Origin of the sequence: Aurantiacibacter flavus (assembly GCF_039710615.1) — a bacterium.
Classification (GTDB): Bacteria; Pseudomonadota; Alphaproteobacteria; order Sphingomonadales; family Sphingomonadaceae; genus Alteraurantiacibacter; species Alteraurantiacibacter flavus.
The window spans coordinates 1-25,252 of the sequence record NZ_JBDLBR010000004.1; the positions used below are offsets into that span (position 1 = coordinate 1).

At 63.5% G+C, this 25,252-nt stretch carries 23 protein-coding genes, 1 tRNA gene and 1 pseudogene; 15 read left to right on the forward strand and 10 right to left on the reverse strand.

Annotated elements, in window-relative coordinates:
- Positions 1 to 669: 669 nt before the first annotated feature.
- The 3 genes and pseudogenes from ABDJ38_RS11895 to ABDJ38_RS11905 form a co-directional block, all read right to left on the reverse strand.
- The gene (locus tag ABDJ38_RS11895) at positions 670 to 1,581 is read right to left on the reverse strand and encodes an ArdC family protein (RefSeq protein ID WP_346785334.1); all 912 of its coding nucleotides are present in this window, start codon (positions 1,579 to 1,581) and stop codon (positions 670 to 672) included.
- Between the two features lie 460 nt (positions 1,582 to 2,041).
- Positions 2,042 to 3,312 (reverse strand): annotated as a pseudogene (locus tag ABDJ38_RS11900) (tyrosine-type recombinase/integrase).
- A gap of 157 nt (positions 3,313 to 3,469) precedes the next feature.
- A tRNA-Leu gene (locus ABDJ38_RS11905) sits at positions 3,470 to 3,556 on the reverse strand.
- Between the two features lie 216 nt (positions 3,557 to 3,772).
- On the opposite strand from ABDJ38_RS11905, the gene ABDJ38_RS11910 reads away from it, so the two are divergent.
- The 6 genes from ABDJ38_RS11910 (at position 3,773) to ABDJ38_RS11935 (ending at position 9,770) form a co-directional block, all read left to right on the forward strand.
- Positions 3,773 to 4,720, forward strand: coding sequence for a complex I NDUFA9 subunit family protein (locus ABDJ38_RS11910; RefSeq protein WP_346785335.1), 948 nt, complete (start codon positions 3,773 to 3,775; stop codon positions 4,718 to 4,720).
- A gap of 177 nt (positions 4,721 to 4,897) precedes the next feature.
- Positions 4,898 to 5,719: a glucose-1-phosphate cytidylyltransferase gene (gene rfbF, locus ABDJ38_RS11915; protein ID WP_346785336.1), complete on the forward strand. Its 822-nt coding sequence runs from the start codon at positions 4,898 to 4,900 to the stop codon at positions 5,717 to 5,719.
- The gene (gene rfbG / locus ABDJ38_RS11920; protein WP_346785337.1) at positions 5,701 to 6,804 is read left to right on the forward strand and encodes a CDP-glucose 4,6-dehydratase; all 1,104 of its coding nucleotides are present in this window, start codon (positions 5,701 to 5,703) and stop codon (positions 6,802 to 6,804) included. The genes rfbF and rfbG overlap by 19 nt, the downstream gene beginning before the upstream one ends.
- Entirely contained in the window at positions 6,764 to 7,999 is a 1,236-nt protein-coding gene (locus tag ABDJ38_RS11925; RefSeq protein ID WP_346785338.1) for a methyltransferase domain-containing protein, read from the forward strand. The genes rfbG and ABDJ38_RS11925 overlap by 41 nt, the downstream gene beginning before the upstream one ends.
- Positions 7,996 to 8,538 carry a dTDP-4-dehydrorhamnose 3,5-epimerase family protein gene (locus ABDJ38_RS11930; RefSeq protein ID WP_346785339.1) on the forward strand — a complete coding sequence of 181 codons (543 nt, stop codon included), beginning with the start codon at positions 7,996 to 7,998 and terminating at the stop codon, positions 8,536 to 8,538. The genes ABDJ38_RS11925 and ABDJ38_RS11930 overlap by 4 nt, the downstream gene beginning before the upstream one ends.
- A complete protein-coding gene (locus ABDJ38_RS11935) occupies positions 8,535 to 9,770 on the forward strand; it encodes a glycosyltransferase family 2 protein (protein ID WP_346785340.1) in 1,236 nt (411 codons plus the stop codon). Before ABDJ38_RS11930 ends, ABDJ38_RS11935 begins: the two co-directional genes overlap by 4 nt.
- 11 nt (positions 9,771 to 9,781) lie before the next feature.
- Here ABDJ38_RS11935 and ABDJ38_RS11940 read toward each other — a convergent pair whose 3' ends face one another.
- From ABDJ38_RS11940 to ABDJ38_RS11955, 4 genes are all read right to left on the reverse strand, one after another.
- Positions 9,782 to 10,693, reverse strand: coding sequence for a hypothetical protein (locus ABDJ38_RS11940; protein ID WP_346785341.1), 912 nt, complete (start codon positions 10,691 to 10,693; stop codon positions 9,782 to 9,784).
- Positions 10,694 to 10,757: 64 nt separating this feature from the next.
- On the reverse strand, positions 10,758 to 11,966 hold the full coding sequence (locus ABDJ38_RS11945; protein ID WP_346785342.1) for a glycosyltransferase: 1,209 nt from the start codon (positions 11,964 to 11,966) through the stop codon (positions 10,758 to 10,760).
- Positions 11,963 to 13,039: a radical SAM/SPASM domain-containing protein gene (locus ABDJ38_RS11950; RefSeq protein WP_346785343.1), complete on the reverse strand. Its 1,077-nt coding sequence runs from the start codon at positions 13,037 to 13,039 to the stop codon at positions 11,963 to 11,965. The genes ABDJ38_RS11945 and ABDJ38_RS11950 overlap by 4 nt, the downstream gene beginning before the upstream one ends.
- Positions 13,036 to 13,887 (reverse strand): NAD-dependent epimerase/dehydratase family protein, encoded by an 852-nt coding sequence (locus ABDJ38_RS11955; protein WP_346785344.1) that lies wholly within the window; start codon positions 13,885 to 13,887, stop codon positions 13,036 to 13,038. Before ABDJ38_RS11955 ends, ABDJ38_RS11950 begins: the two co-directional genes overlap by 4 nt.
- A 209-nt stretch (positions 13,888 to 14,096) precedes the next feature.
- Here ABDJ38_RS11955 and ABDJ38_RS11960 point away from each other — a divergent pair, with 209 nt between their 5' ends.
- The 5 genes from ABDJ38_RS11960 to ABDJ38_RS11980 all read left to right on the forward strand — a co-directional run bounded on the left by ABDJ38_RS11960 (position 14,097) and on the right by ABDJ38_RS11980 (position 19,735).
- Positions 14,097 to 15,287, forward strand: a complete 1,191-nt coding sequence (locus tag ABDJ38_RS11960; RefSeq protein WP_346785345.1) for an FkbM family methyltransferase — start codon at positions 14,097 to 14,099, stop codon at positions 15,285 to 15,287.
- Between the two features lie 4 nt (positions 15,288 to 15,291).
- Entirely contained in the window at positions 15,292 to 16,020 is a 729-nt protein-coding gene (locus ABDJ38_RS11965) for an FkbM family methyltransferase (protein ID WP_346785346.1), read from the forward strand.
- Between the two features lie 16 nt (positions 16,021 to 16,036).
- Positions 16,037 to 16,849 (forward strand): cephalosporin hydroxylase family protein, encoded by an 813-nt coding sequence (locus ABDJ38_RS11970; RefSeq protein WP_346785347.1) that lies wholly within the window; start codon positions 16,037 to 16,039, stop codon positions 16,847 to 16,849.
- A 115-nt stretch (positions 16,850 to 16,964) separates the two neighbouring features.
- Positions 16,965 to 18,155 carry a transaldolase family protein gene (locus ABDJ38_RS11975; RefSeq protein WP_346785348.1) on the forward strand — a complete coding sequence of 397 codons (1,191 nt, stop codon included), beginning with the start codon at positions 16,965 to 16,967 and terminating at the stop codon, positions 18,153 to 18,155.
- A gap of 155 nt (positions 18,156 to 18,310) precedes the next feature.
- Complete coding sequence (locus ABDJ38_RS11980) at positions 18,311 to 19,735, forward strand: diguanylate cyclase domain-containing protein (protein ID WP_346785349.1); 1,425 nt, start codon at positions 18,311 to 18,313, stop codon at positions 19,733 to 19,735.
- Between the two features lie 39 nt (positions 19,736 to 19,774).
- On the opposite strand, the gene ABDJ38_RS11985 is transcribed toward ABDJ38_RS11980, so the two are convergent.
- The 3 genes from ABDJ38_RS11985 to ABDJ38_RS11995 form a co-directional block, all read right to left on the reverse strand.
- Entirely contained in the window at positions 19,775 to 20,659 is an 885-nt protein-coding gene (locus tag ABDJ38_RS11985; RefSeq protein WP_346785350.1) for an amidohydrolase family protein, read from the reverse strand.
- A gap of 74 nt (positions 20,660 to 20,733) precedes the next feature.
- Complete coding sequence (locus tag ABDJ38_RS11990; RefSeq protein WP_346785351.1) at positions 20,734 to 21,795, reverse strand: 4-oxalomesaconate tautomerase; 1,062 nt, start codon at positions 21,793 to 21,795, stop codon at positions 20,734 to 20,736.
- A complete protein-coding gene (locus tag ABDJ38_RS11995) occupies positions 21,795 to 22,469 on the reverse strand; it encodes a 4-carboxy-4-hydroxy-2-oxoadipate aldolase/oxaloacetate decarboxylase (protein ID WP_346785681.1) in 675 nt (224 codons plus the stop codon). The genes ABDJ38_RS11990 and ABDJ38_RS11995 overlap by 1 nt, the downstream gene beginning before the upstream one ends.
- 130 nt (positions 22,470 to 22,599) lie before the next feature.
- On the opposite strand from ABDJ38_RS11995, the gene ABDJ38_RS12000 reads away from it, so the two are divergent.
- From ABDJ38_RS12000 to ligA, 4 genes are read left to right on the forward strand one after another with little or no spacing between them, the layout of a single operon-like run.
- Entirely contained in the window at positions 22,600 to 23,487 is an 888-nt protein-coding gene (locus tag ABDJ38_RS12000) for an NAD(P)-dependent oxidoreductase (protein WP_429771112.1), read from the forward strand.
- Positions 23,484 to 24,509 (forward strand): amidohydrolase family protein, encoded by a 1,026-nt coding sequence (locus tag ABDJ38_RS12005; RefSeq protein WP_346785352.1) that lies wholly within the window; start codon positions 23,484 to 23,486, stop codon positions 24,507 to 24,509. The genes ABDJ38_RS12000 and ABDJ38_RS12005 overlap by 4 nt, the downstream gene beginning before the upstream one ends.
- Positions 24,509 to 24,826 carry a DUF2218 domain-containing protein gene (locus ABDJ38_RS12010; RefSeq protein ID WP_346785353.1) on the forward strand — a complete coding sequence of 106 codons (318 nt, stop codon included), beginning with the start codon at positions 24,509 to 24,511 and terminating at the stop codon, positions 24,824 to 24,826. The genes ABDJ38_RS12005 and ABDJ38_RS12010 overlap by 1 nt, the downstream gene beginning before the upstream one ends.
- 1 nt (position 24,827) lies before the next feature.
- On the forward strand, positions 24,828 to 25,250 hold the full coding sequence (gene ligA, locus ABDJ38_RS12015; protein ID WP_346785354.1) for a protocatechuate 4,5-dioxygenase subunit alpha: 423 nt from the start codon (positions 24,828 to 24,830) through the stop codon (positions 25,248 to 25,250).
- The last annotated feature ends 2 nt before the right edge of the window (positions 25,251 to 25,252 follow it).

Below are 25,252 nucleotides of genomic sequence, written 5' to 3' on the forward strand. Positions count from 1 at the left end.
GACGAACGCCTTCTGAGCGTCCGTGAACTTCGATGCCTTCATGCCACGACTCCTTGCCCAGCCAAGGAAATCTACGGCCGAAAACTCTAGCTGCGAATGGTCCAAAATTCAGGTGGCAGAGCAGACCTGTAGCGGTGCCGCGCGCTGGCCTCAGATTGAGGCTCTTACTGAGGCGTGAAGCAGCTCCCATTCCTTCCGCACGAGAGCACTGTCGAAGTGACGAAATTCCCGTGCCAGGTGATGCACAAGGCGGTCACAAACAAAGTCCCTGGCACGCGCAGACGCACAGCATGTTGCAGACCTGAAAATTGAACAAACGGGCACAGCAGAGACCGTGAGGACGGCCCAGCTGTCTCCCCCCAGTCCAGCGCCAATCACGTCACGATCGCCAGCCAAACTGCCGTTGGCGCTATCAAAAACCCCAGTTTTCTGCGGGTTTGCGCAAGGCATAGCGCCATGGCCGCACACATGGCGCCATCGCAGGGAAAGAGAAAAAGGATGTGCAGACAACAGGTTATGGCGCATCGACCGCAGGGCATGGCGCCGTTTCTTTAATCTTGCCTGTGCCCCGGCCCCTTCCGGTGCTCTAAACCCCTTCACATGTTCCCTCTATGTCCTATACAGCGATGCGTTCGATCCTCCGCCCAAGGACCAGCTTATGCCGGGCGATCATGACGCGCACTCCTGCGCAGGCTCGCCGGCATAGCGCAGCAGCCAATCGGCAGCTTTGCTGGCAGCACTGGCGGCCCGGAAGATCGCCCGTTCGTCCTCGCGCAGCACCGCAAGCCATGCGCCGACATAGTCGGCATGGCGAACACTCGGACGGATCGATAGCGCAGCACAGGTGAATGCGCTCGCCATCTCGGCAACCAGTTCCTCGCGGGCATAGGCAGCGCTGCCAAAGGTGCCCGACTGGTCACGACCAAGCCTGCTGTGATGCCCGGTCCAGTGGCCAAGCTCATGCAGCGCGGTGCGATACCAGTTGATGGGATCGGGAAAGGCACGCTGCTCTGGTACGGTGACATAGTCAGCCGCCGGAGCATAATAGGCTTCGACTCCGCCAACGCGGAAGTCGGCGCCGCTGGCCCGGATAAGCGCATGCGCAGCGGGCACTGCTTCCACCTCCGGCAGCTGTGCGGGCGTCTCAGTCAGTGCTTCGGGCAGTCCCTCGCACTGCTCGACATTGAACACCGTGAAGCGCTTCAGGAACGCGATCAGCCGTGCCTCGCGCTGTTCATCCCGCGCGCGCTCGGCCTCGTCTTTGGGGGTAAAGCGATCCGCATAGCAGATGCAAATGCCCTTCTCGCCCTTGCGGACAGCACCGCCGAGCGTTTGGACCTGGCGAAAGGTCAACCAGCGCTGCACGCTATAGCCACGCTCCATGACAGCCGCCCAGAGGATCAGCATATTGATCCCTGAATAGCGCCTCCCGGTCGCGCCATTCTCAGGCAGAGCGCATCCGCAAGCGCTCGCATCCCAGGGCTGCACCCACGGCAACCGCCCCGCTTCAAGCTCTGCAATCACGCGATTGGTCACCTCGGCATAGAAACTCTGCCGTACATTCCCGCTGCTCCGCTTCATGTCCTCACTCCTTCCTTAAACACCACACCGGCCCCGGAAGGGGGGTGGGCGGCGAGGAGCGGACCGGCAGTCCCGCTTCAGCGGCGGGCTGCACCCGAAGGGCCGAAACGCAGTGGAGGACCCGCTAACGGCGGGTTGCGGCACGTCGCGACGGGACTAGAGGGGAGCGTCGCCTACCCCCCTCCCGCGGCCGGAATACCAAACGCCAGCGCGTCAGCGCTGACCGCATATTTTCGCTGCGCGCAGCGCTGCGCCGGCTCCGAAGGAGCCTATAGAAACCCACTTTCAGGTCGGTCGGCCGACACGGCGGCGTGCGCGCGCAAGTCGTGCGCGGACATTCTAAAAGACAATTTTGGGCCCGTAGAAAGCTGTTCTTCAGTATGCAGTGGACAACCGTCCGGTTGTGTCACCTCAACTCAGAATTAGATCGAATTTGTCAGATCTTCAGCGGTTAACTGCGTCAGCTAACGATAGCACTCGCAGCGTCACGCGGCTTGCGAAAGCTGCCTTGCAGAACCTTCGCGCCCGAGCGCAGTTGGTCGAGATAGTCCGCCCAGCTCTGCATCATTCTGATCCGCTCTTCCCAATGCTCGCCGCGTGCATAGGCGCGACGGACGTCATCGGTCTCGGCATGGCCGAGCTGGCGCTCGATAGCATCGGGGTTCCAGTGACCCTGCTCGTTAAGCAAGGTGCTGGCCATGGCGCGGAAGCCGTGGGCAGTCATCGTGGTGCCGTCAAAGCCCATTCGCCGCAACGCAAGATTGATCGTGTTCTCAGACATGGGCCGGTCGCGCTTGCCCTGCGCCGGGAAGAGGTAGCGGCGGTAACCGGTAATCTCGCGCAGCTCTTCCAGGATGGCGAGCACCTGACGGCTGAGCGGCACACGGTGAGCAACACGCATTTTGGATTTGTCGGCGGCGATGGTCCAGATGTTGCGGGTGAAGTCGAACTCGCTCCATTCAGCCTGCCGCAGTTCGCCCGGACGCACGAAAACATAGGGGGCAAGCCTCAAGGCTGCGTGGGTAACCGGGTAGCCTGAATAGGCCTCGATGGCGCGCATCAGAACGCCAGCTTCCTTCGGCGTAGTGATGGCGGCGCGATGCTTCACCTTGGGCACGATCAGTGCGCCGCGCAGGTCTGCTGAAATGTCGCGGTCGGCGCGACCGGTGGCAATGGCGTAGCGGAAGACCTGCCCGCAGGTGCTGCGCAGTCGCCGTGCTGTTTCATAATGTCCGCGCTTCTCGACCGAGCGCAACACTGCCAGCAGTTCCGGAGCCTTGATCTCGCCGACCTTGCGATCTCCTATGAACGGGTAAGCGAATTCGAGCAGCCATTTCAGCTTGCCCAACGTCACTTCCGCACGCCCTTCGCGCCCGGCCTTATCGAGCCATTCCTCCGCCACTGCCTTGAAACTGTTCGCGCTGGCGAGCGGCCCGGTAATCTTGTCGATCTTGCGCTTGGCGGCTGGATTGATCCCTTCGGCAATCTGCTTCTTGATCTCCAGCCGCTTGGCGCGCGCTTCGGCCAGGGTGACGGTCGGATAGACCCCGAGCGCTGCCGTCGCTCGCTTTTCACCGAAGCGATAGTCGACCCTCCAACAGCGCTGTCCGGCTTTTGTTACCAGCAGGTAGAGCCCGCCCCCATCGGAGAGCTTGTAGGGCTTGTCGCGCGCACTTGTCGCGCGCACTTGTCGCGCGCAACTGCCTTTCGAACTGCCAGATCGGTAAGCATGACGCCTCCTTTTGCCGGTTTCGATACCGTCAAAAATACCGTCAGATACCGTCAATTGCAACGAATTCGGCCGGATTCCGCTGGACGCCAAAATCGTGAAAAGTGTTTGATTTCATGGATTTTTCCGGACATTTGCGGATGTCTACGGAAAGAAAAATGGTGCCCAGAAGAGGACTCGAACCTCCACGCCCTTGCGAGCGCCGCCACCTGAAGACGGTGCGTCTACCAATTCCGCCATCTGGGCACACATCGAATGCGGATCATCCAAGGTCCGCATCGGGTAGGTCGGGGCCGATAGGGTACTGTGGCCAGCCTTGTCAATTCGATTGACGCCCTCGAAGCGCATTTTCTTACCTTCGCCCCTGGTCGCCGCCCTATCTCGCTTATTGCCCGCAACCCCCTCCCTCGCCTAAAGGCTGGGCTCACAGCCTCAACCGCTTCGCGCAAAGGAACCAGACGCATGGCAAATTACGGCCCGCTCGAAGACAAACTCGTCGTCCTCATCGGCGGGAGCGGCTTTATCGGTCGGCAGGTCGCGCAGGATTTGCTCGAGCGCGGGGCCCGGCTGCGGATCGCGGCCCGCAATCCCGAGAAGGCCTTCGACCTCAAGCCACTCGCCAACCTTGGCCAGATCCAGTTCGCGCGCTGCAACGCTGCTGACAAAGCCAGCGTGGAGGCCTGCGTCGCGGACGCGGATGCAGTGGTCTATCTCGTCGGCACCTTCGGCAAGAACCAGCGCGCGCTGCAGGCCACCGGCGCAGGTGCTGCTGCCGCCGCCGCGGCTGCTACCGGCGCGCAGAGCTTCGTCTATGTCTCGGCGATCGGCGCCGATGCGGCGAGCGAGACAGGCTACTACCGCACGAAGGGCGAAGGTGAGCAGCTTGTGCTGGACGCCTTCCCGCAGGCGACGATCCTGCGCCCCTCCGCAGTGTTCGGCGAGGAAGGCGGCTTCGTGCCGATGTTCGCCGATCTGGTGCAGACCATGCCGGTGCTGCCGGTTTTCGGCGCCGAATCGAAGCTCCAGCCGGTCTGGGTCGCCGACCTTGCCGAGGCCATCGGCAATGCGCTCGGCGCGCCGGCCACCCACGGCGGAAAGATCTATGAAATCGCCGGACCGGACCAGATGACGATGGAGGAAATCAACCGCGCCATCGCCACGGCACAGCAGCGCGATCCGATCATGTTCGCCATGCCCGATGCCCTCGCGCGGTTCATCGCCGCCATGCCGCTCGCGCCGATCAATGGCGACCAGTTGGCCATGCTCGAAAAGGGCAACGTCGCCGGTGGCACGCTGCCGGGGATCGAGGCGCTCGGGGTGACGGCCAAGCCGCTGTCGCTGTTCCTCGACAAGTGGATGACCCGCTACCGCAAGCACGGCCGCTTTAGCGCGCAGCGCAACCCCGCCTGAGCCGCCCCTCTGCCCGCCAGGATAGGTATATTTGACTAGATCGCGCTTTAGCCGTCATACTTAATGGCAAGTTAAACCCTTCGGAAACCACTGGAATACCGCGCGTTTGCTGCGTAAATTTCCGGAAAGCCGATAGGGGGCCTGCATGGGCAGGAGCGAAGATCAGCTGGTAACGGCATGGGCTTGCACGGCGCAGGCCTTCTCGCGGTGTTCAAGGCGCGCGCGATGAAGGCTGTGATCCTCGCAGGCGGCTTCGGCTCGCGCATTTCCGAAGAGACCACGATCAAGCCCAAGCCCTTGGTCGAGATCGGCGAAAAGCCGATCATCTGGCATATCATGAAGACCTATGCCCACCACGGCATCAACGAGTTCATCGTCTGCGCGGGCTACAAGGGCTACATGCTCAAGGAGTATTTCGCCAACCTCTTCGTGCATCACAACGACATCACCATCGACCTGAAAACGGGCCGGATCGAGCATCATTATGCCGACGAGGTCGACTGGAAAGTCACCGTGGTCGATACCGGCCGCGACACGATGACCGGCGGGCGTTTGCGCCGCGTGGCACGCTATCTCGATCCGGATGAGCCGTTCTGCCTTACCTATGGTGACGGCCTCGGCGATATCGACCTGACCGCCGAGATCGCCTTTCACCGGTCGCACGGTCTCGACGCCACGATGTGCGCGGTGGTGCCGCCGGGCCGTTTCGGCGTGGCCAATATCGAGGGCGGGCGTGTCACCGCCTTTGTCGAGAAACCGGCGGTGTCGAACCAGCGGATCAACGGCGGATTCTTCGTGCTCAACCCGAGCGTGCTAGACCTGATCGATGGCGACGCGACCGTGTGGGAGCGCGAGCCGCTTGAACGCTTATGCCAGACAGGCCAACTCGCCGCCTACGAGCACGACGGCTTCTGGCAGCCGATGGATACGCTGCGCGAGAAGATGCAATTCGAAGACCTCTGGAACAGCGGGAGGGCGCCGTGGAAGGTCTGGACCTGACCGCATTCTGGCAGGGCCGCCGCGTGCTTGTGACCGGGCACACCGGGTTCAAGGGCCCATGGCTGTGCCTGTGGCTGGAACGGTTGGGGGCCGAGGTGACCGCCGTGGCGCTCGAACCGCAAACCGAACCTTCGCTTTTCGATCTGGCCGGGCCTGTCACCGCCGAAAGCCATTTCGCCGATATTGGCGATGGCGAGCAGCTCGCCGAGATCACCCGCAGGGCTCAGCCCGAGATTGTGCTCCATCTGGCTGCGCAGGCGCTGGTGCGCCCCTCCTATGCCGATCCGGCGGGCACCTTTGCCACCAACATCATGGGCACGGTCAACCTGCTCGAAGCCGTGCGGCAGGCGCCTTCGGTGCGCACCGTACTGGTGGTCACTTCCGACAAGGTTTACGCCAACGACGGCGCGGGCCGTCCCTTCGACGAAGGTGACCGGCTGGGCGGCCACGATCCCTACTCCGCCTCCAAGGCCTGCGCCGAACTGGTCTGCCAGAGCTATGCCAAGAGCTTCTTCAGCGATGGCCGCGTTGCGCTGGCGACGGCGCGCGCCGGCAATGTGATCGGCGGCGGCGACTGGGCGCAGGATCGGCTCGTGCCCGATATCGTCCGGGCGCTCGGCAAGGGTCAGCCCGCCGAGCTGCGCTACCCGCAGGCGGTGCGCCCATGGCAGCATGTGCTGGAGCCGCTGTCCGGCTATCTCGCATATGCGCAAGCACTGTACGAGCGCACCCGCGACATGCCCGAAACGCTCAACTTCGGTCCCGATGCCAGCGACTTTGCTACCGTGGCCGAGCTGGCCGAGGAACTGGGCCGCCGCTTCGGCGCCAGCGACGTCTGGACAAAGGCCCCCGGCGAGCACCCCGCCGAAGCCCCGGTTCTCACCCTCACCTCACACCGCGCCACCGAAGTGCTCGGCTGGCATCCCCGGCTCGACCGGGTCGCCACAGTGGCATGGACAGCCGACTGGTACGAAGCCCACCGCCAGCGCGCGGATATGCGCAAGTTCACCCTTTCCCAGATCGCAGCCTACGAGGAGCTGATGCATGACCACGCGTCCATGCCGGTTTTGCCAAGCGCCGGTTGACCAGCCCTTCGTTGACCTCGGCTCGACCCCGCTCGCCAATTCCTACCTGACCGAGGAGCAGCTCGATCAGCCCGAGCCGAGCTATCCGCTGCGCGCCTTCGTCTGCGGAGAATGCTGGCTGGTGCAGGCCGACAGCTTCGTGCCGCCCGAACATATTTTCTCCGACTACGCCTATTTCTCGAGCTACTCCGATAGCTGGGTCGAACACGCGCGGCGCTTCACCGTGATGGCGCGCGAACGCTTCGGGCTGGGCGAGCAATCGCAGGTGATCGAGGTCGCCAGCAACGATGGCTACCTGCTGAAGCACTTCGTCAAAGCAGGCGTGCCGGTGCTCGGCATCGAGCCAGCCGCCAATGTCGCCGAGGTTGCGCGCGAAGCCGGTGTGCCGACCGAAGCGCGCTTCTTCGGCCTCGAAACGGCCCGCGATCTGGTGGCGCGCGGGCTCGCTGCCGATCTGGTAGTCGGTAACAACGTGCTCGCCCACGTGCCCGACATCAACGATTTCGTCGGCGGTCTCACGGCGGTGTTGAAGCCTGAGGGTATCGTCAGCGTCGAGTTCCCGCACCTCTTGCGGCTGATCGACGGCGTGCAGTTCGACACCGTCTATCACGAGCATTTCTACTATCTGTCACTGTTGGCGGTGGAGCGGGTGTTTGCCGCGCACGGCCTGAGGGTGTTCGATGTCGAGGAACTGCCCACCCACGGCGGCAGCCTGCGCCTGCTCGCCTGCCGCGAGGCCAGCAAGACCCATCCGGCCTGCCCCGGCCTCGCCAAGGTTCGCGCCGACGAAGCAGCGGCAGGGCTCGACCAGCTCACAACCTATGCCGCTTTCCAGAGCCGCGTCGCCCCCGTCCGCGAGGGTTTGCAGCGATTCCTCAACGACGCCGCCCGCGAAGGAAAGACCGTCGCCGCCTATGGCGCTGCTGCCAAGGGCAATACGCTGCTTAACTTCTGCGGCGTCACATCGGGGCAGATTGCCTATGTGGTCGACCGAAGTCCGGCCAAGCAGGGGCGCCACCTGCCGGGCAGCCGCATCCCGGTGCTGCCGCCCGAAACGCTTGCCGAAACGCGACCGGACTATGTCCTCATCCTGCCCTGGAATATCCGCGACGAGGTGATGGCCTCGATGGACGAGGTGCGAAGCTGGGGCGGCAAGTTCGTCGTCGCGGTGCCGGAACTGGCGGTGCTGGGATGATCTTCCACCCGACCGCCATCGCCGGAGCTTTTGAAATCGAGCCCGAGATGCTGCAGGACGAGCGCGGCACCTTCGCGCGCACCTTCTGCGCCGAAATCTTCGGCGAGCGCGGCCTCGTGGCGGAATGGCGCCAGTGCAATATCTCCACCAACCCCCGGCGCGGCACGCTGCGCGGGATGCACTGGCAGGCTGAGCCGCACGGCGAGGCCAAGCTGGTGCGCGCCACGCGCGGGCGGGTCTATGACGTCGCGCTCGATCTGCGCCCCAAGTCACCCAGCTATCGCAACTGGGCCGCTGTCGAGCTGGACGAGCGCCGCGCCAATGCCTTCTACATCCCTCCTGGCTGCGCCCACGGTTTCCTCACGCTCGAGGACGACAGCGCGCTGTTCTACCAGATGAGCACGCCCTACGTGCCCGGTGCAGCGCGCTGCCTGCGCTGGGACGATCCCGCCTTTGCCATCGACTGGCCGAGCCCGCCCGCCCTGATCGGCGCACGCGATGCCGCCTGTCCCGACTTTACCGAAGAGGTAGCCCCATGACCCAGCCCAAGCTTTCGATCTGCATCCCGACCTACAACCGTGCGCCCTATCTCGAAAAGGCGCTGGCCTGCCTGGCTGAGGCGCAGTGGCCCTTCGCGCACGAGATCGTGATTTCGGACAATGCCTCCAGCGACAACACCGCCGAGGTGGTCGAGCGCTTCATCACGCAAGGCCTGCCGATCCGCTATCTGCGCTGCCCGGTCAACGCCGGCCCCGGCCCAAACCTCACCAATGCAATCCGCCATGCGCAAGGCGACTACATGATCTACCAGGGCGACGATGACCTGCTGATCCTGCCCCGCATCGCCGAGGTGGTGGCCTTCCTTGATGCCAGCCCCGATGTCAGCGCGGCCCACGCGCCGTGGTATCTCCACGATGAGGTCAACCGCGTCGATACCCGCAAGTTCTACGAAGTGGCCGAGGACACCAAATTCGCCCAGGGCGATTTCCTCTCGGTGTTCGAGTTCCTGTTTCAGGGCCATGTCTTCCCGGAGATCGCGATCTACCGAATGGACGCGGTGCGCTCCGCCTTCGTGCCTAGCCACTTCTGCTTCTGGCCGTTCGTCTATCTCGCGCACTTCCTCGATGCGGGCGCGGTCGCTTTCCTGAAAGAGCCGTTTTACCGCTCGGTCACCGCCTCCACCGTCGCGCCCGAGCGAGCGCAGGCGGGCATGGACGATGTCATGTCATCATGGGATCTCTATCGCGGCGGGCTCGAATACTTCCTCCACTTCGGCGCCGCGCGCGGCCAGCTATCGATGGGCGAGGAGGCGCGGGCGATTTACGCCAAGATGTGCCAGATCTTCACCGCGCTGCGGATGTCGGTCGCCGTGCGGCTGTGGGTGGCCCGGCACGACTATGTGCGCGCCTACGAGCTTTACACCCGCATGGTGATCGCCGGGCAGGGCGAGCACCCGAGCCTTGGCGATCTAAAGGATCGGCTCCCGGTCATGGTTGGCCTGCAACGCCTCGCCTATGCGGTGAGCGCCGTACCCGAGATCACGCACTTGGTGCTCAGCGACACGCAGGACGTGGCCCACATCGCCGAGCTGCTCACCAGCATGGGCTTGCGCGATGGCGTGGAAGTGGTGGCCGATGGCGGCTCTGCGGACCCTGCGACCACCGCCGTGCTCGCTTCGAGCGCCGAGCGCGCCGACGAGTTCATCGAGCGCGGCCATCCGCGCGGGTTCGTTTTCCTTGAGCAGGAACTGCTGGGGAACGTGGTGGTCTAGGGGCAGCCCCCCTAGTCCTGCGAGAGACACTCCCGCCAGTTCGCAAATCGGTCGGCGAAGCGGGCGCGGAAGGCCTCGCGCTGCGAATTGATGTGATGCAGCTTGGTTTCCGCAATCTGGGCAACAAGATTCGCAACCGGTTCAAGCTGATTGCTCTTCTCTGCGGCCAGTGACGGCAGCACCGCGGTGCCGAACAGATATTGCTGCGCGTGCAATGTCTCGATGTCCTGCGCGCTGCTGCGCTGGTTGCGGACAATCGTAATCTGGCCCGATGCGAGACCGGCTTCGATTTGCCGCAGAACGTCGTCACCCACACCCGCCGTTTCGAGAATGCGGCGACCGGCAAAGCCCTGTGCAAAGTCCGATAGTTCCCAGCAATTCAGCGTGATCGCCGGATCCACTGCTGTCAGGTAGTCGCGAAACTCGCGAAAAACTGTTGCGTAATCGAAGGCATAGGCAACCGGCACAAGGGCCTGCCACGAAGTCCAGAAGCTGCCTTGGCGAAGCGCAGCATTCGCCGCTTGCTCGAAGCTCATTGGAAACCACTTGGCAGCTTCGGCATAGATCGATTCGAAGTAATCGAACGGATCACGGACCGAGAAAACGAAGCGAACCTCTTCCGCCCCGCGTTCGCGGAAGGCAAATGCGATGCCGACGCCATAGACCTTCTGGCACAGGATATTCTGGAAGTGTTCGCTCGATATCAGCAGCGTCGTTGCGCCGCGGGCTTGGGCGTCGGCCATGACGCGGTCGACCCAGGCATAGTCATCGACGTAGGCACGTTCGGCGAAGTCCCGGTGGCCGAGCACCGCAGGGGGGTAGTAAATTCCGTGATCGGCCAGTGCGGGGCCAATGCGATGCATCAGTGTCTGGAACGCGGTGGAACCGTTCTTCGCGCACCCTGCGTGGATAATGACCTTCAAAGTATGTCCCCGTCTGCCTCCGGCAAAGCCATCAAGCTGATTGTATGGTGGCGGACCTTCGCGGTTAGGCGACGGCGGCCTTGGTTCTCAAGGCGGCGAAAGAGGCATCGCCTGGAAAGCTCTGCGCAAAGTGCGCCAGCGTGCCCTTGCGTGCGGGGCCGAGCGGGCTCGCGTCCATCGCCCAGCCGCCTTGGGTGGAGAGATACCACAGCGCAGGTGTCGCCCCGAGCAGCGCGGCGTAATCGATCCGGCGTTTGGGCCGGTCGATAACTTCGCGGTAGATCGCCGCCAGCTGCTGCGCGGACTGGCGCGGGCTGCGCGTTGCGGCCATGGCCTCGGCTGCGGCCACACCCATCGTCATAACCTCGCCGGGGTTGGCGAGCATCCAGCGCAAGCGCTCTGCCGCTGCATCGACGCTCGTTTCAACAAAGCCCGTGCGGCCGTGCTCAACGATGGCGCGTTCGGCGGGGTTGTCGAACACCAGCGGCACGCAGCCAAGGCTCATCGCCTCGACCAGCGCGTTCTCCGCCGTGCCAAAGTGTTCGGGCTGGAGCAGGTAAAGGAAGATGCCGGTCTGCCGCAAAACCGCTTCGGGATCGGCAGCGTGACCTTCGAAACGCACCGCTTGCGAGCGATGCGCGAGCACCTCGCTATCTGCATCGACGGCTCCCCACAGCGAGACCGGCTCGGCCGCCCCCGCGCGCTCGACCACGGTGAAAAAGTCGCGGCTCAGCTTGGAAAAATCGACCGTACCGAGATAACCTACCCGTCCGGCGCAGCGCAGGCTTGGACGGGCGCTGGAGCCGAAGCCGAACCCCGAATTGACGACGCCGACACGCTGCCGCGCTTCGTCAGGCAGACCGCGCACGGCAGGCCCGGCAAGCGAGCAAGGAGACGTAAACAGGAAGCGGTCGGGCGCGCTCACCAGCGCAGGCGGAATGAAAGGCGCACGAAGGCCCGACACATGCGACCAGAACACGGTGCAACTGGCAGGCAAGTCCCAGCGGACCAGCGCCTCATAGAGCTTCGGGTGGTTCCACCATTCGACCTGGAGAATGTCCGCCGCCGCGATCAGAGCGCGCGCCTCGGCGGGCGTAGGCGCAACGGTCACCTCGGCCCCCGCCGCAATCACCGCATCGACATAGCGCCGGTCACGCGGCTGTTCGAGCAGCACATAGTGCCGCCGCACGTCGCCCCCGTCCGCCCCGCACAGCGCGGAGTGGGCCTTGCCCACGCCTCCGCCAAGATGGGCGACGAGGTGGACGATCCTCATTCGGCGGCGATCCGGTCAGGGTTGAAGCGGCCACCCGGTGCCTCGACGCTCGGGTTGATCGCCACTTCGCGCTTGAACTTTTCGAGCAGCATCGGGCGGTATGCATCGACGTTGTCGGGCAGGCAGTGGGTGAGCTGGCCGCAGCCGCCGCAAACGCCGTTCTCGCAGCGCCGCCCTTGCAGGTGCTGGAGGCGCAGCGCGTTCATCTTTTCCGAGTTCCAGATCTCGCGCATCGACTGTTCGCGCACGTCGCCGATGATCAGCTTGCGGCCCCAGTCGAGGAAGCAGGACGAAACGAGGCCGTCGGCATTCACCGAGTAGCCATAAAAGATATAGGGGCAGGTATCGGTCGGGGTCACGTCCTGCTGATAAATGCCCTTCGAGATGGTAACGCCGGTGTGCGCCTCGATATCGAACTCGGGCCAGCACGGCGCGAAGTTCTCCACGAAGATGCGGTCGCAATAGTTGCCGAAGGTGTCGAAGAACTCTTTCTTCTGGTCTTCCGTGATGAGCTCTCCGGGGATTTTGATCGAGATTTCCATCTCGCCCTTGTTCTCGTAGACCCACTTCACGTTCTTCACGAACTCGGGGAAGTTGAAGTCGAACCCGGTGAATTCCTTGTACTGCGCGTTGGTCATGCCATCGACCGAGATGTTGATCCGGTCGAGACCTGCCTCGATCACCGGCCCGGCGCGCTCGGGCGTCATCAGGGTGCCGTTGGTGGTGGTGTCGATATAAAGGATATGGTCGGCCTGCTTGGCATAGCGGACCATGTCGGCCAGCCGCTTGTTGAGGAACGGCTCGCCGTCCTTGTACATGCGCAGCACCTTGATCGGGTCGGGGAACGCGGCAAGGTCGTCCACCACCTTGGTGAAGACGTCATACTTCATCGCGCCCTGATAGCGGCCCGTTTCGGCGATCATGTCGCGGTGGCCGGTGGGGCAGAACTTGCACTGGAAGTTGCAGGCGCTGGCCGGGTCGACGAACACCACAAAGGGCGTGGCGAGGGGGATCACCGTTTCGAGCGGGGTCCGCCCCTCAAGGTTGATGCGGGGCTTGAGCTGCGCTTTCATAGGAACTCCCGGAGTTTGGGTGATTGTTCGAGGTTGCACACGCCAACCACCGCCGCCGGATCGCCGGGGCATGGAGGCTGGGTGCCGAATTGAAGCAGGTCGCGCCGTCCGTAGTGGTCGGCGATGGTCTCGGCGAACTGGCGTACGCTCTGCGCCTCGCCAGAGCAGATGTTGATCACGCCCGTCTGGCCCGTTTCGACCACGTTGGCGATCATCGCCCCGGCGGCGCGCACGTCGAGGAAGTCACGCAGCTGGGTGCCGGCAGAGAGCCGGGCAACTTCGCCCGAACGCAAGGAGCGGTGGAGATAGGCCCCGATCCGGTCGGGGTGCTCATCTTCGCCGTGGAGATAAAACAGACGGCACCAGCTGAACGCGACATCGTGCAGCGCCAGCCATTCGCGCATCTGGTGAAAGGCGGAAACCTTGCAGGCGGCGTAGAAATTGCCCGGTTCGAGCGGGGTATCGACGCTCAGCGCTTCGCCCGGCAGGCGGTATTCCATGCAGGTGCCCAGCCCGATCACGTGACGCACACCGGCCATGGCCGCGCCCTGCGCCAGCGCGAAGCTGCCACTTACACAGGCGGCATTTTCGGCGGCGTGAAGGTACTTGCCATGCTCGACATACCAGGCGGCATGGATCACCGCGTCGACGCCCTCGCAGGCCTCGGCCCACCATTGCGGATCATGCGCGAAGAGGTCGGATGTTTCGATGGTTTCGGCAGGCGCTGCCAGCCGCCCCTGCGAGCCCGGCCGAATGGTCGCGCGCACCGCATGGCCCGCCTGCGCGAGATAGCGATGGATCGCCCGACCGACAAAGCCGGTCGCTCCGGTGAGCATCACGGTGCTCATGCAAGGGCCACGGTTCTAACTGTAATCACACCGAATTTCTAACTGAGTTTGGTTAACACTTTCCTTAGGACTTGCTGGGATAAGTCCGGGGAATGGCGGGATGGGGCCGCCTTGCGAACTGCGAAACGGGGTGCTCCCCAAGCGCGCTTTTCGCGAGGTTTGACCAGGCTCTTCTCCCGACCATCTGTTAAAGAGAACGACCGGAGCCGATGAGCCTTAAGGACCACACAGGATTTCGCCCGAAGCAGACGAGCCGCTTTGGCGAGCGGGCTTTGCTCGCGCCCCCGTCGCGCGCGGAAGCACGCGCGTTGCTGGGCGAGCTGCGGGCCGCATCGTGCCGCGCCGCGCCGGTTGCGCCAAGATCGCCGCTGGTGCTCTATGGCGGAGGCGACATGGGCCGGATGGCGCGCGACTATTTCGCGTTGCTCGGCCAAGAGATTGCGCTGGTGGTCGACCGCAATGCCGAGGCCCTGCGTGCCGATTCTGAGTGGTCTGGCATCACCATCGCCCACCCGGACGAGGTTTCTTCCGAGCTGAAGCAGACCGCGCAGCTCGTGCTGTGCATCGCCACCGCCCCGTTCAAGCCGCTTGAGCTGGAGCTGGCCGCGCAAGACTGGACCGACATCGTGCCCTTCTACGATGTGGCCGAAAGCCAGCGCGCGCGCCATCCGCTGTCGAACGGCTGGTTTGCCACGAATATGGTCCAGGCAGACTATGCTGCGACCTGCGAGGTGCTTGACCTGTGGGACGACGACCTCTCGCGCGCCTATCACCTGCAGTTTCTCGCCTGGCGCATCGCCCGCGAGGAATGGACCTTCGATGGCGCTCCGGTCGAAAGCCATAGCCGCTTCTTCATTCCCGAAGTGATCGAACGCATCGACGCGCTCGCCAGCTTCGTCGATGGCGGCGCGCACCATGGGCAGGTTTCGCGCAAGTTCCTGGACCTGCGCGGATTGCGCCCCACGTCCATCGCCGCAATCGAACCCGATCCTGCCAACCTGGCGGCATTCGATTGCGACGGGGCCGAAGTCTATCCTGTTGCGCTGGGTGCCAAGGCGGACGAACGTCGTTTCCATGCTGGCCTCGGCTATGCCTCGCAGTTCGCCGAGAGCGGAAAAGATCCGCTTCCCTCCGTCACGCTGGACAGCCTCGACCTTGCGCCCGATTTCGTGAAGCTGCATCTCGAAGGCGGCGAGCTTGCCGCGCTCAAGGGCGGCATCGAAACAATCGGGCAGCACCGCCCGGTCCTTGCGATCACCACTTACCACAACGCCGATGGCATCTGGCGCACTCCGGCTTGGCTTATGGAGAAGCTCGATGGCTACCGCTTCCTCATGCGCGTTCACTCGTGGTGCGGCACCGGCGCGGTCGTCTATGCCCTGCCCGAAGAGCGCGCTTGAAGCCATGCCCCGCTTTGCCCGCAACAACGGCCTGATCTTCGACCTCGGCATGAACAACGGTGACGACACCGACTACTACCTGAAGCTAGGCCACACAGTCGTCGCACTCGAGGCCAATCCGGCGCTGTGCGAACAGGCCGCCATGCGCTTTGCTCCCGCCATTGCAGAAGGCCGCCTCACGGTGGTTCACGCGGCGATCTGGGAAAACGCGGGCGAGACGCAGTTCCTCGTCAATCTCGACAACGATCACTGGAGCAGCATCGATCCCGGCTGGGCCAAGCGCGACGACAGCGCCTGCAAGGCCATCACCGTCGAATGCGTGACGCTCGCCGATCTCTTCGACCAGTACGGCGTGCCGTTCTACTGCAAGATCGACGTCGAAGGCGTCGACCACATCGTGCTCGACCAGCTTGCTCATGCCGAGGTGAAGCCCGAGTTTGTCAGCGTCGAGGATTGCCGCTTCGGTTTCGACTACATGGCGACGCTCGAAGCGTGCGGTTACACCGGCTTCAAACTGCTCGACCAGTCGACCGTCGCGGGCCACACCGACCCAGCCACCGGCCACACGTTCCCCGCCGGTTCGTCCGGACCGCTCGGGCGCGATATCGCGGGCGACTGGCTGCCCTACCCATCCATGGTGGAACACTACGCCACGACCGTGCGCGACCGCGAAGGCAACCGCCTCGCCCCGCGCACGCAGTGGTGGGACATCCACGCCGCCGCACTTTCTTGATCGAGGGACAATCCGCATGTCTGCCAATGCCCAGTTCGCCCAATATGTAGAGGACAACATCCGCGGGATCGGGGAAGACCCTGCCTTCCTAGGCATGACCAACATCTGGCTGCGCGAGGCGATCCGCCACAACTATGCGCAGAACTTCACCTGGCTCGGCCGCCCGATCATCCAGGTGCCGCAGGATCAGTACGCAATCCAGGAACTGATCTGGACCGTGCGCCCCGATCTCATTGTCGAAACCGGCATTGCCCATGGCGGATCGCTGATCCTGTCGGCCTCGATGCTGGCCATGCTAGACTATTGCGACGCGGTGGAAACGGGCCAGCCGCTTGATCCGCGCGCCAGCAAGCGCAAGGTGGTGGGCGTCGACATCGATATCCGCCCGCACAACCGCGAAGGGATCGAACAGCATCCGATGGCGCACAAGATCGTCACCATCGAAGGCTCGTCGATCGCCGAGGACATTTTTGCGAAGGTGAAGGCGCAGGCCGAGGGCCACGAGACGATCATGGTCTTCCTCGATTCCAACCACACCCACGATCACGTGCTGGCCGAGCTGGAGCTTTATGCGCCGCTGACCTCGAAAGGCTCCTACTGCGTGGTGTGGGATACGGGCGTCGAAGACCTGCCAGACGCAATGTGCGCCGACCGGCCGTGGGGCAAGGGCGACAATCCGAAAACCGCCGTGTGGGAATACCAGAAGCGCCTTGCCGACGAGGGCCGAACGGGCGCGGATGGCGAGCCGCTCAAGCTCGAACTCGACAAGACCATCGAGAACAAGATCGTGATCACCGCCTCGTGCGACGGGTTCCTGCGCCGCGTCTGATGCCATACCGCCACCGATAGGTCACAAACCAACGGCATAATGGCCATGCGCCCGATTGACTCAGTCTGCGTGCCGGTGCCAATGGCGCTCAGCACCTGAAAGTCTGGAGATGATGATGAGCAAGCACGTCCTCGAAAAGCTCGCCGAAACCAATCCCGAATGCGAGATCTGGTGGGACAGCTCGCCGCTCGTTTTCCCGAGCTGGAAGGAAGAAACGCTGGCAGCCGCGCCCGAAGGCAAGCGCGCCGACTGGGAAGCGCAGCTCACCCGTCTCTATGACCCCGCGAACCCTGCCGAGATGGGCTTCCGCGGCGTCACCACCAATCCGCCGCTCAGCCTGCAGGCCGTGCAGCTCGATCCGCAGGGCTGGCGTCAGCTCGTGCTCGATATTGCCAAGGCCGACAAGGCGCTCGATGTCGAGGGCGTGTACTGGCAGATGTACCTCCAGCTGGTGAAGAAGGGCGCCGATGCGATCCTGCCCGCCTTCAAGGCCTCGGGCGGCAAGTATGGGATGCTTTCAGGCCAGGTCGATCCGCGCTTCGTCACCGATGGGGAGGCGATGCTGGCGCAGGGCCTGTCGATCGCCGCAATGGGCGAGAACGTAATGGTCAAGCTGCCCGGTTCGAAGGAAGGCTACGAAGTCTTGGAAGAGCTGACCGCGCGCGGCATCTCGACCAACAACACCACCAGCTTCGCCGTCGCGCAGTATTCGCGCTGCATGGCAGCCGTGACCGCTGGCCTGCAGCGCGCGAAGGCTGCGGGCGTCGATCTGACCAACTGGCGCAGCGTCATCACCCACATGTCGAGCCGCCTCGGCGAAAAGGGCGATTGGAAGCTGGAAGCCAAGCTGCGCGGGATCAACCTTTCGATCGACGAGATTCGCGACGGCGAGGAAGCCGTGCTCAAGCGTGCCTACTGGTACGGCAAAGACAGCGGCCACCCGTCGAAGATGCTGCAGTGCTCGATGCGAGTCGAAAAGGACAAGGACGGCAACACCGTTTCGCGCCACATTCAGGACTTCGCCGGTGGCGATTTCGTCTACACCTGCCCGCCCGGCTACATCAAACAGCTGATGGACGTGGAAGACGAACTGGCCCCGTTCGATCCCAAAGCCATCGAGCGCGAGCCCAACAAGGCGAGCATCGAGAAGCTGCTGAAGCTCCCCAGCTTCCGTCAGGCCTACGAGTTCGAAGGCATGAAACCGCACGAGTTTGCCAGCTATGGCAGCTTCATGGCAACCGCCACCGAGTTCGCTGCAGCCACCCGCCAGACGGTCGATTTCGTGCGTTCGGTTGTCGAGGGCTAGTAAACTAGGCAAGTTCACGTAATCGACCCTGATGTCAGTATTTACCCTTGGGTTGAATAATTGGCGGCATGGAATGGGTCGCACCGTCTAGCCAATGTAGCCAGCTGTTCGCGCTTGAACGTCAGGAGACGCGAGCGTCGGCAAATGCTTCCGCGTTGCCGGCGCTTGCCGCCACGCTCGCTCGTGCACTCGATTGCGAAACCGTGGTGGTGCGCATGCGCAATTCGACCCACCATTGGACCAGCGCACAGTATGGTGCGACCGGTTTGGGTTGTTTGCTCGAGCAATCTATCGCGCTTGCTGCCGCAGAACACGCCGGGCCGCTTATTGCTGCAGATGCCGCGATGCACCCGCTGCTCAAAGACCATCCCTTGGTGGCCAGTGAGGCAAAGGTTTGCTCTTTTGCGGGCATTGCGGCCTTCGCGGAGGCCGACGACAGCGGGCTTGGCGAGGCGGTGGGTGTGATTTGCGCGCTCTCCAGCGAACGGCGCGAGTTCGGACCAAACGCCACGGCCCTGCTGGAGAGCCTGTCAGAGTTGATGGCCTCGCTCTACACTCAGCACATCGAACTGCACCGACAGGCGCGCAACAGCGCAGCGCTTGAAGAGGACGTGGAAGGCACGCGGCGGCTACAGCGGCAATTCCGCCAAGCCGAACGGATGGCCGCACTCGGTTCGTGGCGCCTGTCATTGGACGGGAAGCTGATGGACTGGTCGCAGGGCATCTATGCGATCCACGAACTGCCGATGGGAGCCGATATCAGTATCGCTGATGCAATCGATTTCTTTGCCGCGTCAGACCGGGCAAGGGTGCGCAGCAGCATCGAGCGGGCGATCGAAACCGGCGAGAGTTATGACTTCGAGGCCGACTTCGTAGGCGCCAAGGGCACCGTCAAGCGCGTCCGCGTGTCGGGCGAGCTGGAAATTGCCAATGGTCGACCGGCAGCGCTCGTGGGCGTGCTACAGGACATCAGTGAAAAGCACAGGCTGATCCATGAACTGGAGTATCGCACCCAAAACGACGCTCTGACCGGCCTGCCCAACCGCGACCGATTCAATGAAAAGCTCGCCAGCGTGGTGCGCTCGACCATGGAGCGCAGAGCCTCACTGGCTGTCGTACTTATCGAGCTGGATGACTTGCAGTCGGTTAACGACAGTGTTGGCCGCGCAGCCGGGGATGCGCTGCTGTGCCGTGCCTCGGCCATCCTGCGCAGCAACTGGCTAAAGGGCAGCTTCGCCGCCCGACTGGGCGGGACTCAGCTGGTCTTGCTGCTTCAGGACGACCAACACCTGTCCGATCTTGGTTCGGTGCTGGATCGGTTCTCCGAAGAACTGGCGGCGCCAATCGAGTACGGCGGGAAAAGCTTGCCAACCGGCGCTTCGCTGGGGGCCTCGCTCCTTCATGATGGCGGCGCATGCAACGGGTTCGAGCTGCTGGAGAACGCCGACCGCGCGCTTTATGTCGCCAAACGCAATTCGGGAGCGCGCTTCCACATTTCGTGCGCTCACGGCTGCGACGAATGTGACGTCAGCGACAATCAGGATAAGGCCAGCGTCAAGCGCGCGCACCGCGCGGCCTGATCGGCGCGGCACCCAAGCGATGCCGCGCCGGAAGCGCCCTCAGTCCGACCAGTAAAGCCGGTTGGGGTTCGTCACGAGCAGCTTCTGCTGCAGCTCTTCCGTGGGCGCGATGCGCGGAATCATGTCGACCACATGGCCATCGTCGGGCACTTCGTCCTGCATGTTCGGGTGCGGCCAGTCGGTGCCCCAGATCACACGGTCCTGATAGTCTTCCACCAGCGGCGCGACGGCCTCGGCAAAGGCATCCCACGGGTCGCCCTGTCCGCCTTCCTTGATCGCATCGAGGCGATCTGGGCAGGTTGGTTTGAACCAGATGTCGTCACGGCTATCGAGGAAACGGCGGAAGGCCTTCATGTCGGCGCCGTCCGGGCCTTGACGCACATCGGGACGGCCCATGTGGTCGATCACCAAGGGCACCGGGATCGCGTCCATGAACGGGCGCAGTTCCTCAAGGATATCGGCCTCGAAGTAGATCACCACGTGCCAGCTCGCAGGCAGGCGCTTGCTGACTTCAAGGAACTTGTCCTTGGGAGCGTTGTCGACCAATCTTTTGAGGAAATTGAAGCGTATACCGCGCATCCCACCCTGGTGCAGCGCCTGCAGCTCATCCTCCGAAATGTCGGGGTCGACCACGGCCACACCGCGCGCCTTGTTGCCCGCCTTCGCGATGGCATCGAGCGTGGCGGCGTTATCGGTGCCGTGGCAGCTCGCCTGCACGATGACGTTCTTTTCGAAGCCGAGGTGGTCACGCAGGGCGAACAGCATCTCCGGCCCGGCGTCCGCAGGAAGATACTTGGCCTTCGGTGAAAAGCCGAAGGGATCCATCGGCCCGAACACGTGGCAATGCGCGTCCACCGCGCCCGGTGGGGGCGTGAAGCTCGGCTTGCTGGGATTGGGATGCCACGAAACGATACGGTCAGACATACAATTCTCCAAAGCCCCGACTCCGCTCATCCTGAGCTTGTCGAAGGATTGTCTCTACTTCCGGTTCCCGAATTCTAGACGAAAACGACCCCGTCCATCAGCTTGCGCGCGGTGCGCAGCAGGGCCGAACTGGCAACTTCGCCGTTGTCGTCCATCGTCATCACACAGCTCATCTCGCCGCTGGGATGCTCGATGCTCAATGTCTTGATCTTGCCCTCGGGGATCTGTGCGACCTCGGCGGCGGGCGAACCCTCGACCAGACAAGCAGTCGCTGCCGTCACCGCGCCAAGCACGCCGATCGAGGCATGGGCGCGATGCGGGATGAACACGCGGGTGGTAACCGCGCCGCCGTTCCTGGGCGGAGCCACCAAGGTCATCTTGGGGACCGACTTATCTTTCACATCGCCAAGGTTCATCAGCGGCCCTGCAGCAAGGCGGATGCTTTCGATCTTGGCGCGGATGTCGGCGAAGCCGTCGCCCTCCATCTCCTCGCGCGTCTCGTAGCCGGTAGCATCCACGTCCTCGGCCTTGAACACTATGCAGGGCATGCCGTTGTCGATCAGCGTGCAGGGCACACCCTCGATGACGTCGACCGGGTTGCCCGTGGGAAGCAGCGCGCCGCAGCTCGATCCGGCGGTGTCGCGAAACTCCAGCGGGACCGGCGCATGACTGCCCGGCACGCCATCAATTTTCGCGTCACCAGAATAGTTTACCGCACCTCCCGGCGTTTCGACAGTGGCCACGGCCACCTGCCCGGTGTTCTCCATGTAGATCGCCACCGAGGTCTCATCACCGCTCGGTTCGACCAGCCCGCGCTCGATCGCGAAGGGGCCGACACCGGCAAGGATATTGCCGCAGTTCTGCGCATCGGTGACGATGGCCTTGTCGACCATCACCTGCAGGAACAGGTAATCGACGTCGATCCCCTCGCGCTCCGACTTGTTGACCACGGCGACCTTGCTGGTCAGCGGGTCTGCCCCGCCCATGCCGTCGATCTGGCGCGGATCGGGGCTGCCCATCACGCGCAGCAGGAACTGCGCCCGCTCGTCGACATCGGCAGGAAGGTCGGAGGCGAGGAAGTAACCGCCCTTGGAGGTCCCTCCCCGCATCCACATGACACGGGTCGAGTCCATCATCAGATCCACTTCAGGCCCATGTCGGTCAGCTTCTGGCGGAAGCCATACATGTCGAGGCCGAGCACGCCGTCAGCCAGCTTCTGGCGCTTCTCTTCTTCGTTCGCTTCGCGCGCCTGCGCCTTCTTGAGCACCTCTTCGGCCTCTTCGCGCTTCACCACGCAGACGCCATCGTCGTCGGCCACGATAATATCACCGGCACGGATGAAGGCACCGGCGCAAACTACGTCGACGTTCACGCTGCCAAGCGAGGCCTTGATCGTGCCTTGTGCGAATACGCGCTTCGACCAGACCGGGAAGTCCATCTCGGTGAGGTCGCGCACGTCGCGAATGCCGGCGTCGATGATCAGGCCGCGCACGCCGCGCGCCTGCGCTGACGTGGCGAGCAGGTCGCCGAAGTAGCCGTCTTCACAAGGGCTGGTCGGCGCGATCACGAGCACGTCGCCCTCCTGGCACTGCTCAATCGCGGCATGGACCATGTAGTTGTCGCCGGGCGGCACCGAGATCGTGATCGCCGAGGCACCGATGCGCGCGCCGGGATAGATCGGACGCATGTAGCTGGCGAGCAGCCCCGTGCGGCCCTGCGCCTCGTGAACGGTGGCCACACCGCACTTGCCCAGAGCACTAACGACTTCGGGATCGGCCCGTTCGACCTTGGTGACGACAACGCCCATGATCAGCGATTCTCCTGCTGGTTTACCTTTCCGGGCTGACTGAACCCGCGCTTGCGCAAGGTCAAGCCGGTCACGTGGGAAGTTGTAAGCATCACATACAATTGTTAGAGGGATCGCGGAGAGAGCGACGATCGTGAAAGATTCGAACACAATTGCCCCCCGCGTGGCGCTGATCGGCTTCGGCGAGGCCGGATCGACCTTTGCCCGCGCCGGTGAATGGGCTGCCCATGCCAAGGGCTGGGACCTGCTGGCCGAGCGCCGCACCGCCATGGCCGATTACCAGGTAGAAGCAGGCACCGATGCAGCTGCGGCACTGGCCGGGGCCGAGCTTGCGCTCAGCCTCGTCACTGCCGACCAAGCGCTAAAGGCCGCGCAGGACTATGCCCCGCTGCTACCCGAAGGCGCGCTGTTCTGCGACATGAACTCGGTCGCCCCGGGCACCAAGCAGGCGGCGGCCGAAGCGGTGGAAGCTGCCGGGGCCAGCTATGTCGATGTCGCGGTGATGGCGCCGGTCGACAAGGCGCTGGCCGTGCCGCTGCTGATCGCGGGCGAACGCGCCGCCGAAGCCGAAACAATGCTGCGCGCACTAGGCTTCACCAACACCCGCGTGGTCGGCCCAGAGATCGGGCAGGCGAGTGCGATCAAGCTGTGCCGCTCGGTGATGGTGAAAGGACTGGAGGCGCTGACCGCCGAGATGGTGCTCGCAGCCAGCAAGGCCGGCGTGCTGGACGAAGTGCTCGCCAGCCTCGACGCAAGCGAAAAGCCGGTCAGCTGGCCGACCCGCGCGGACTACAACCTTGACCGGATGCTGATCCATGGCCAACGCCGTAGTGCGGAAATGGCCGAGGCGGCGCGCATGTTGCGCGACCTCGGTATCGATCCGCTGATGACCGACAACACGGTCAGCCGCCAGCAGGCGCTCGGGGCGCTGGGCATCAGCCCTCCACCCGACGGCCTCGCCGCCAAGCTGACCGTGATCAACGACCGGAATGCCTCCGGGGGAGAAGAGAGCAAAGCATGAGCCTTATCATCGACTGCCACGGCCACTACACCGTCCTGCCCAAGGGCCACGATGCGTGGCGCGAAGAGCAGAAGGCTGCCTACAAGAACGGCACCGAATGTCCGCCCTATCCCGAAATCTCCGATCAGGAGATTATCGACACGATCGAGGCGAACCAGCTCAAGCTGATCAAGGAGCGTGGGGCCGACTTCGCGATCTTCTCACCGCGCGCATCGGCCATGGCGCCGCACGTGGGAGATCAGGCCGTGGCGAGCGAATGGGCGCGCCGCTGCAACGACCTGATCTACCGCGTCACCCAGCTCTTCCCCGATACCTTCATCGGCGGCTGCATGCTGCCGCAGAGCCCGAAGAGCGACCTTTCGGAAAGCGTGAAGGAACTGCGCCGCTGCGTCGAGGAAATGGACTTCGTGGTCTGCAACCTCAACCCCGATCCGGGCGGTGGCCACTTCGAGCACCCGCCGCTGACCGATGAGTACTGGTTCCCCATCTACGAGGCGATGGAAGAGCTGGATGTACCGGCGATGATCCACGTCTCGGGCAGCTGCAACCCGGCCATGCACGCCACCGGCGGATATTATCTCGCCGCCGACACCGTGGCCTTCATGCAGCTGTTGCAGGGCGACCTGTTCAGCCGCTTCCCCAAGCTGAAGATGATCATTCCGCACGGCGGCGGCGCGGTGCCCTATCACTGGGGCCGCTATCGTGGGCTCGCGGACATGCTGAAGCAGCCGGCGCTCGATACGCACCTGATGAACAACGTGTTCTTCGACACCTGCGTCTACCACCAGCCGGGCATCAACCTGCTGGCCGACGTGATCGAGAACAAGAACATCCTGTTCGGCAGCGAAATGGTCGGCGCGGTGCGCGGGATCGACCCCACCACCGGGCACTATTTCGATGACACCAAGCGCTATGTCGATGCGCTCGATATTTCCGCGGAAGAGAAGCACATGATCTTCGAGGGCAATGCCCGTAAGGTCTATGGCCGCCTTGACGCGGTGCTGGCGAAGAAGGGCTACTGATGAGCGAGGGGCCCGTCATCGTCCACGGCTTCGCCAAGTGCGAGAAGCCCGAGCGGTATATCCAGCAGCTGGTGAAGCACTGGAGCCACAAGATGGCGGCCACCTACGACGAGGGCGACGGGATGGGGGCCTTCCCCTTCTCCGACCTCGAAAGCGCGGTGCTGCTGGCACGGCCCGAAGGCATCGCCATCACGCTCACCACCGGAGATGCGGAGCGCAACGTGCACATGCGCGGCGTGCTCGAAGAACACATCGACCGCTTCGCCTTCCGCGAGGCCCCGCTTACCTACGAATGGAAAGAGGCAGAGGACTGCTGACATGACCGAGAAGAAGAAAGACCGGATCAACATCCACGAATATCTCGCCGAGTTCGACGATATTCCGGGCACCCGCGTGTTCACCGCTCAGCGGGCGCGCAAGGGCTATTGGCTCAACCAGTTCGCGATGAGCCTGATGAAGGCCGAAAACCGCGAGCGCTTCAAGGCCGACGAAAAGGCCTATCTCGACGAATGGAACCTGACGGACGAAGCCAAGCAGGCCGTGCTCGATCGCGACTACAACGCGATGATCGATTGCGGCGGCAACGTCTATTACCTGTCGAAGCTGTTCTCGACCGACGGCAAGAGCTTCCAGTTCGCCGCCGGTTCGATGACCGGGATGACGCAGGAAGACTATGCAAAGATGATGATCGATGGCGGCCGCGCCCCGCAGGGCGTCCGCTCGATCAAGGGAGGCTACTAATC

Bases quoted from the DNA above. Each gene is read 5' to 3' on its own strand.
- ABDJ38_RS11910 (WP_346785335.1), top strand. From the start codon at position 3,773: ATGGCAAATTACGGCCCGCTCGAAGACAAACTCGTCGTCCTCATCGGC.
- ABDJ38_RS11930 (WP_346785339.1), top strand. From the start codon at position 7,996: ATGATCTTCCACCCGACCGCCATCGCCGGAGCTTTTGAAATCGAGCCC.
- ABDJ38_RS11935 (WP_346785340.1), top strand. From the start codon at position 8,535: ATGACCCAGCCCAAGCTTTCGATCTGCATCCCGACCTACAACCGTGCG.
- ABDJ38_RS11895 (WP_346785334.1), bottom strand. From the start codon at position 1,581: ATGAAGCGGAGCAGCGGGAATGTACGGCAGAGTTTCTATGCCGAGGTG.
- ABDJ38_RS11960 (WP_346785345.1), top strand. From the start codon at position 14,097: ATGAGCCTTAAGGACCACACAGGATTTCGCCCGAAGCAGACGAGCCGC.
- ABDJ38_RS11955 (WP_346785344.1), bottom strand. From the start codon at position 13,887: ATGAGCACCGTGATGCTCACCGGAGCGACCGGCTTTGTCGGTCGGGCG.
- ABDJ38_RS11965 (WP_346785346.1), top strand. From the start codon at position 15,292: ATGCCCCGCTTTGCCCGCAACAACGGCCTGATCTTCGACCTCGGCATG.
- ligA (WP_346785354.1), top strand. From the start codon at position 24,828: ATGACCGAGAAGAAGAAAGACCGGATCAACATCCACGAATATCTCGCC.
- ABDJ38_RS11945 (WP_346785342.1), bottom strand. From the start codon at position 11,966: ATGAGGATCGTCCACCTCGTCGCCCATCTTGGCGGAGGCGTGGGCAAG.
- ABDJ38_RS11975 (WP_346785348.1), top strand. From the start codon at position 16,965: ATGAGCAAGCACGTCCTCGAAAAGCTCGCCGAAACCAATCCCGAATGC.
- ABDJ38_RS11950 (WP_346785343.1), bottom strand. From the start codon at position 13,039: ATGAAAGCGCAGCTCAAGCCCCGCATCAACCTTGAGGGGCGGACCCCG.
- ABDJ38_RS11925 (WP_346785338.1), top strand. From the start codon at position 6,764: ATGACCACGCGTCCATGCCGGTTTTGCCAAGCGCCGGTTGACCAGCCC.
- ABDJ38_RS11990 (WP_346785351.1), bottom strand. From the start codon at position 21,795: ATGATGGACTCGACCCGTGTCATGTGGATGCGGGGAGGGACCTCCAAG.
- ABDJ38_RS11970 (WP_346785347.1), top strand. From the start codon at position 16,037: ATGTCTGCCAATGCCCAGTTCGCCCAATATGTAGAGGACAACATCCGC.
- rfbF (WP_346785336.1), top strand. From the start codon at position 4,898: ATGGGCTTGCACGGCGCAGGCCTTCTCGCGGTGTTCAAGGCGCGCGCG.
- ABDJ38_RS12005 (WP_346785352.1), top strand. From the start codon at position 23,484: ATGAGCCTTATCATCGACTGCCACGGCCACTACACCGTCCTGCCCAAG.
- ABDJ38_RS11985 (WP_346785350.1), bottom strand. From the start codon at position 20,659: ATGTCTGACCGTATCGTTTCGTGGCATCCCAATCCCAGCAAGCCGAGC.
- ABDJ38_RS12010 (WP_346785353.1), top strand. From the start codon at position 24,509: ATGAGCGAGGGGCCCGTCATCGTCCACGGCTTCGCCAAGTGCGAGAAG.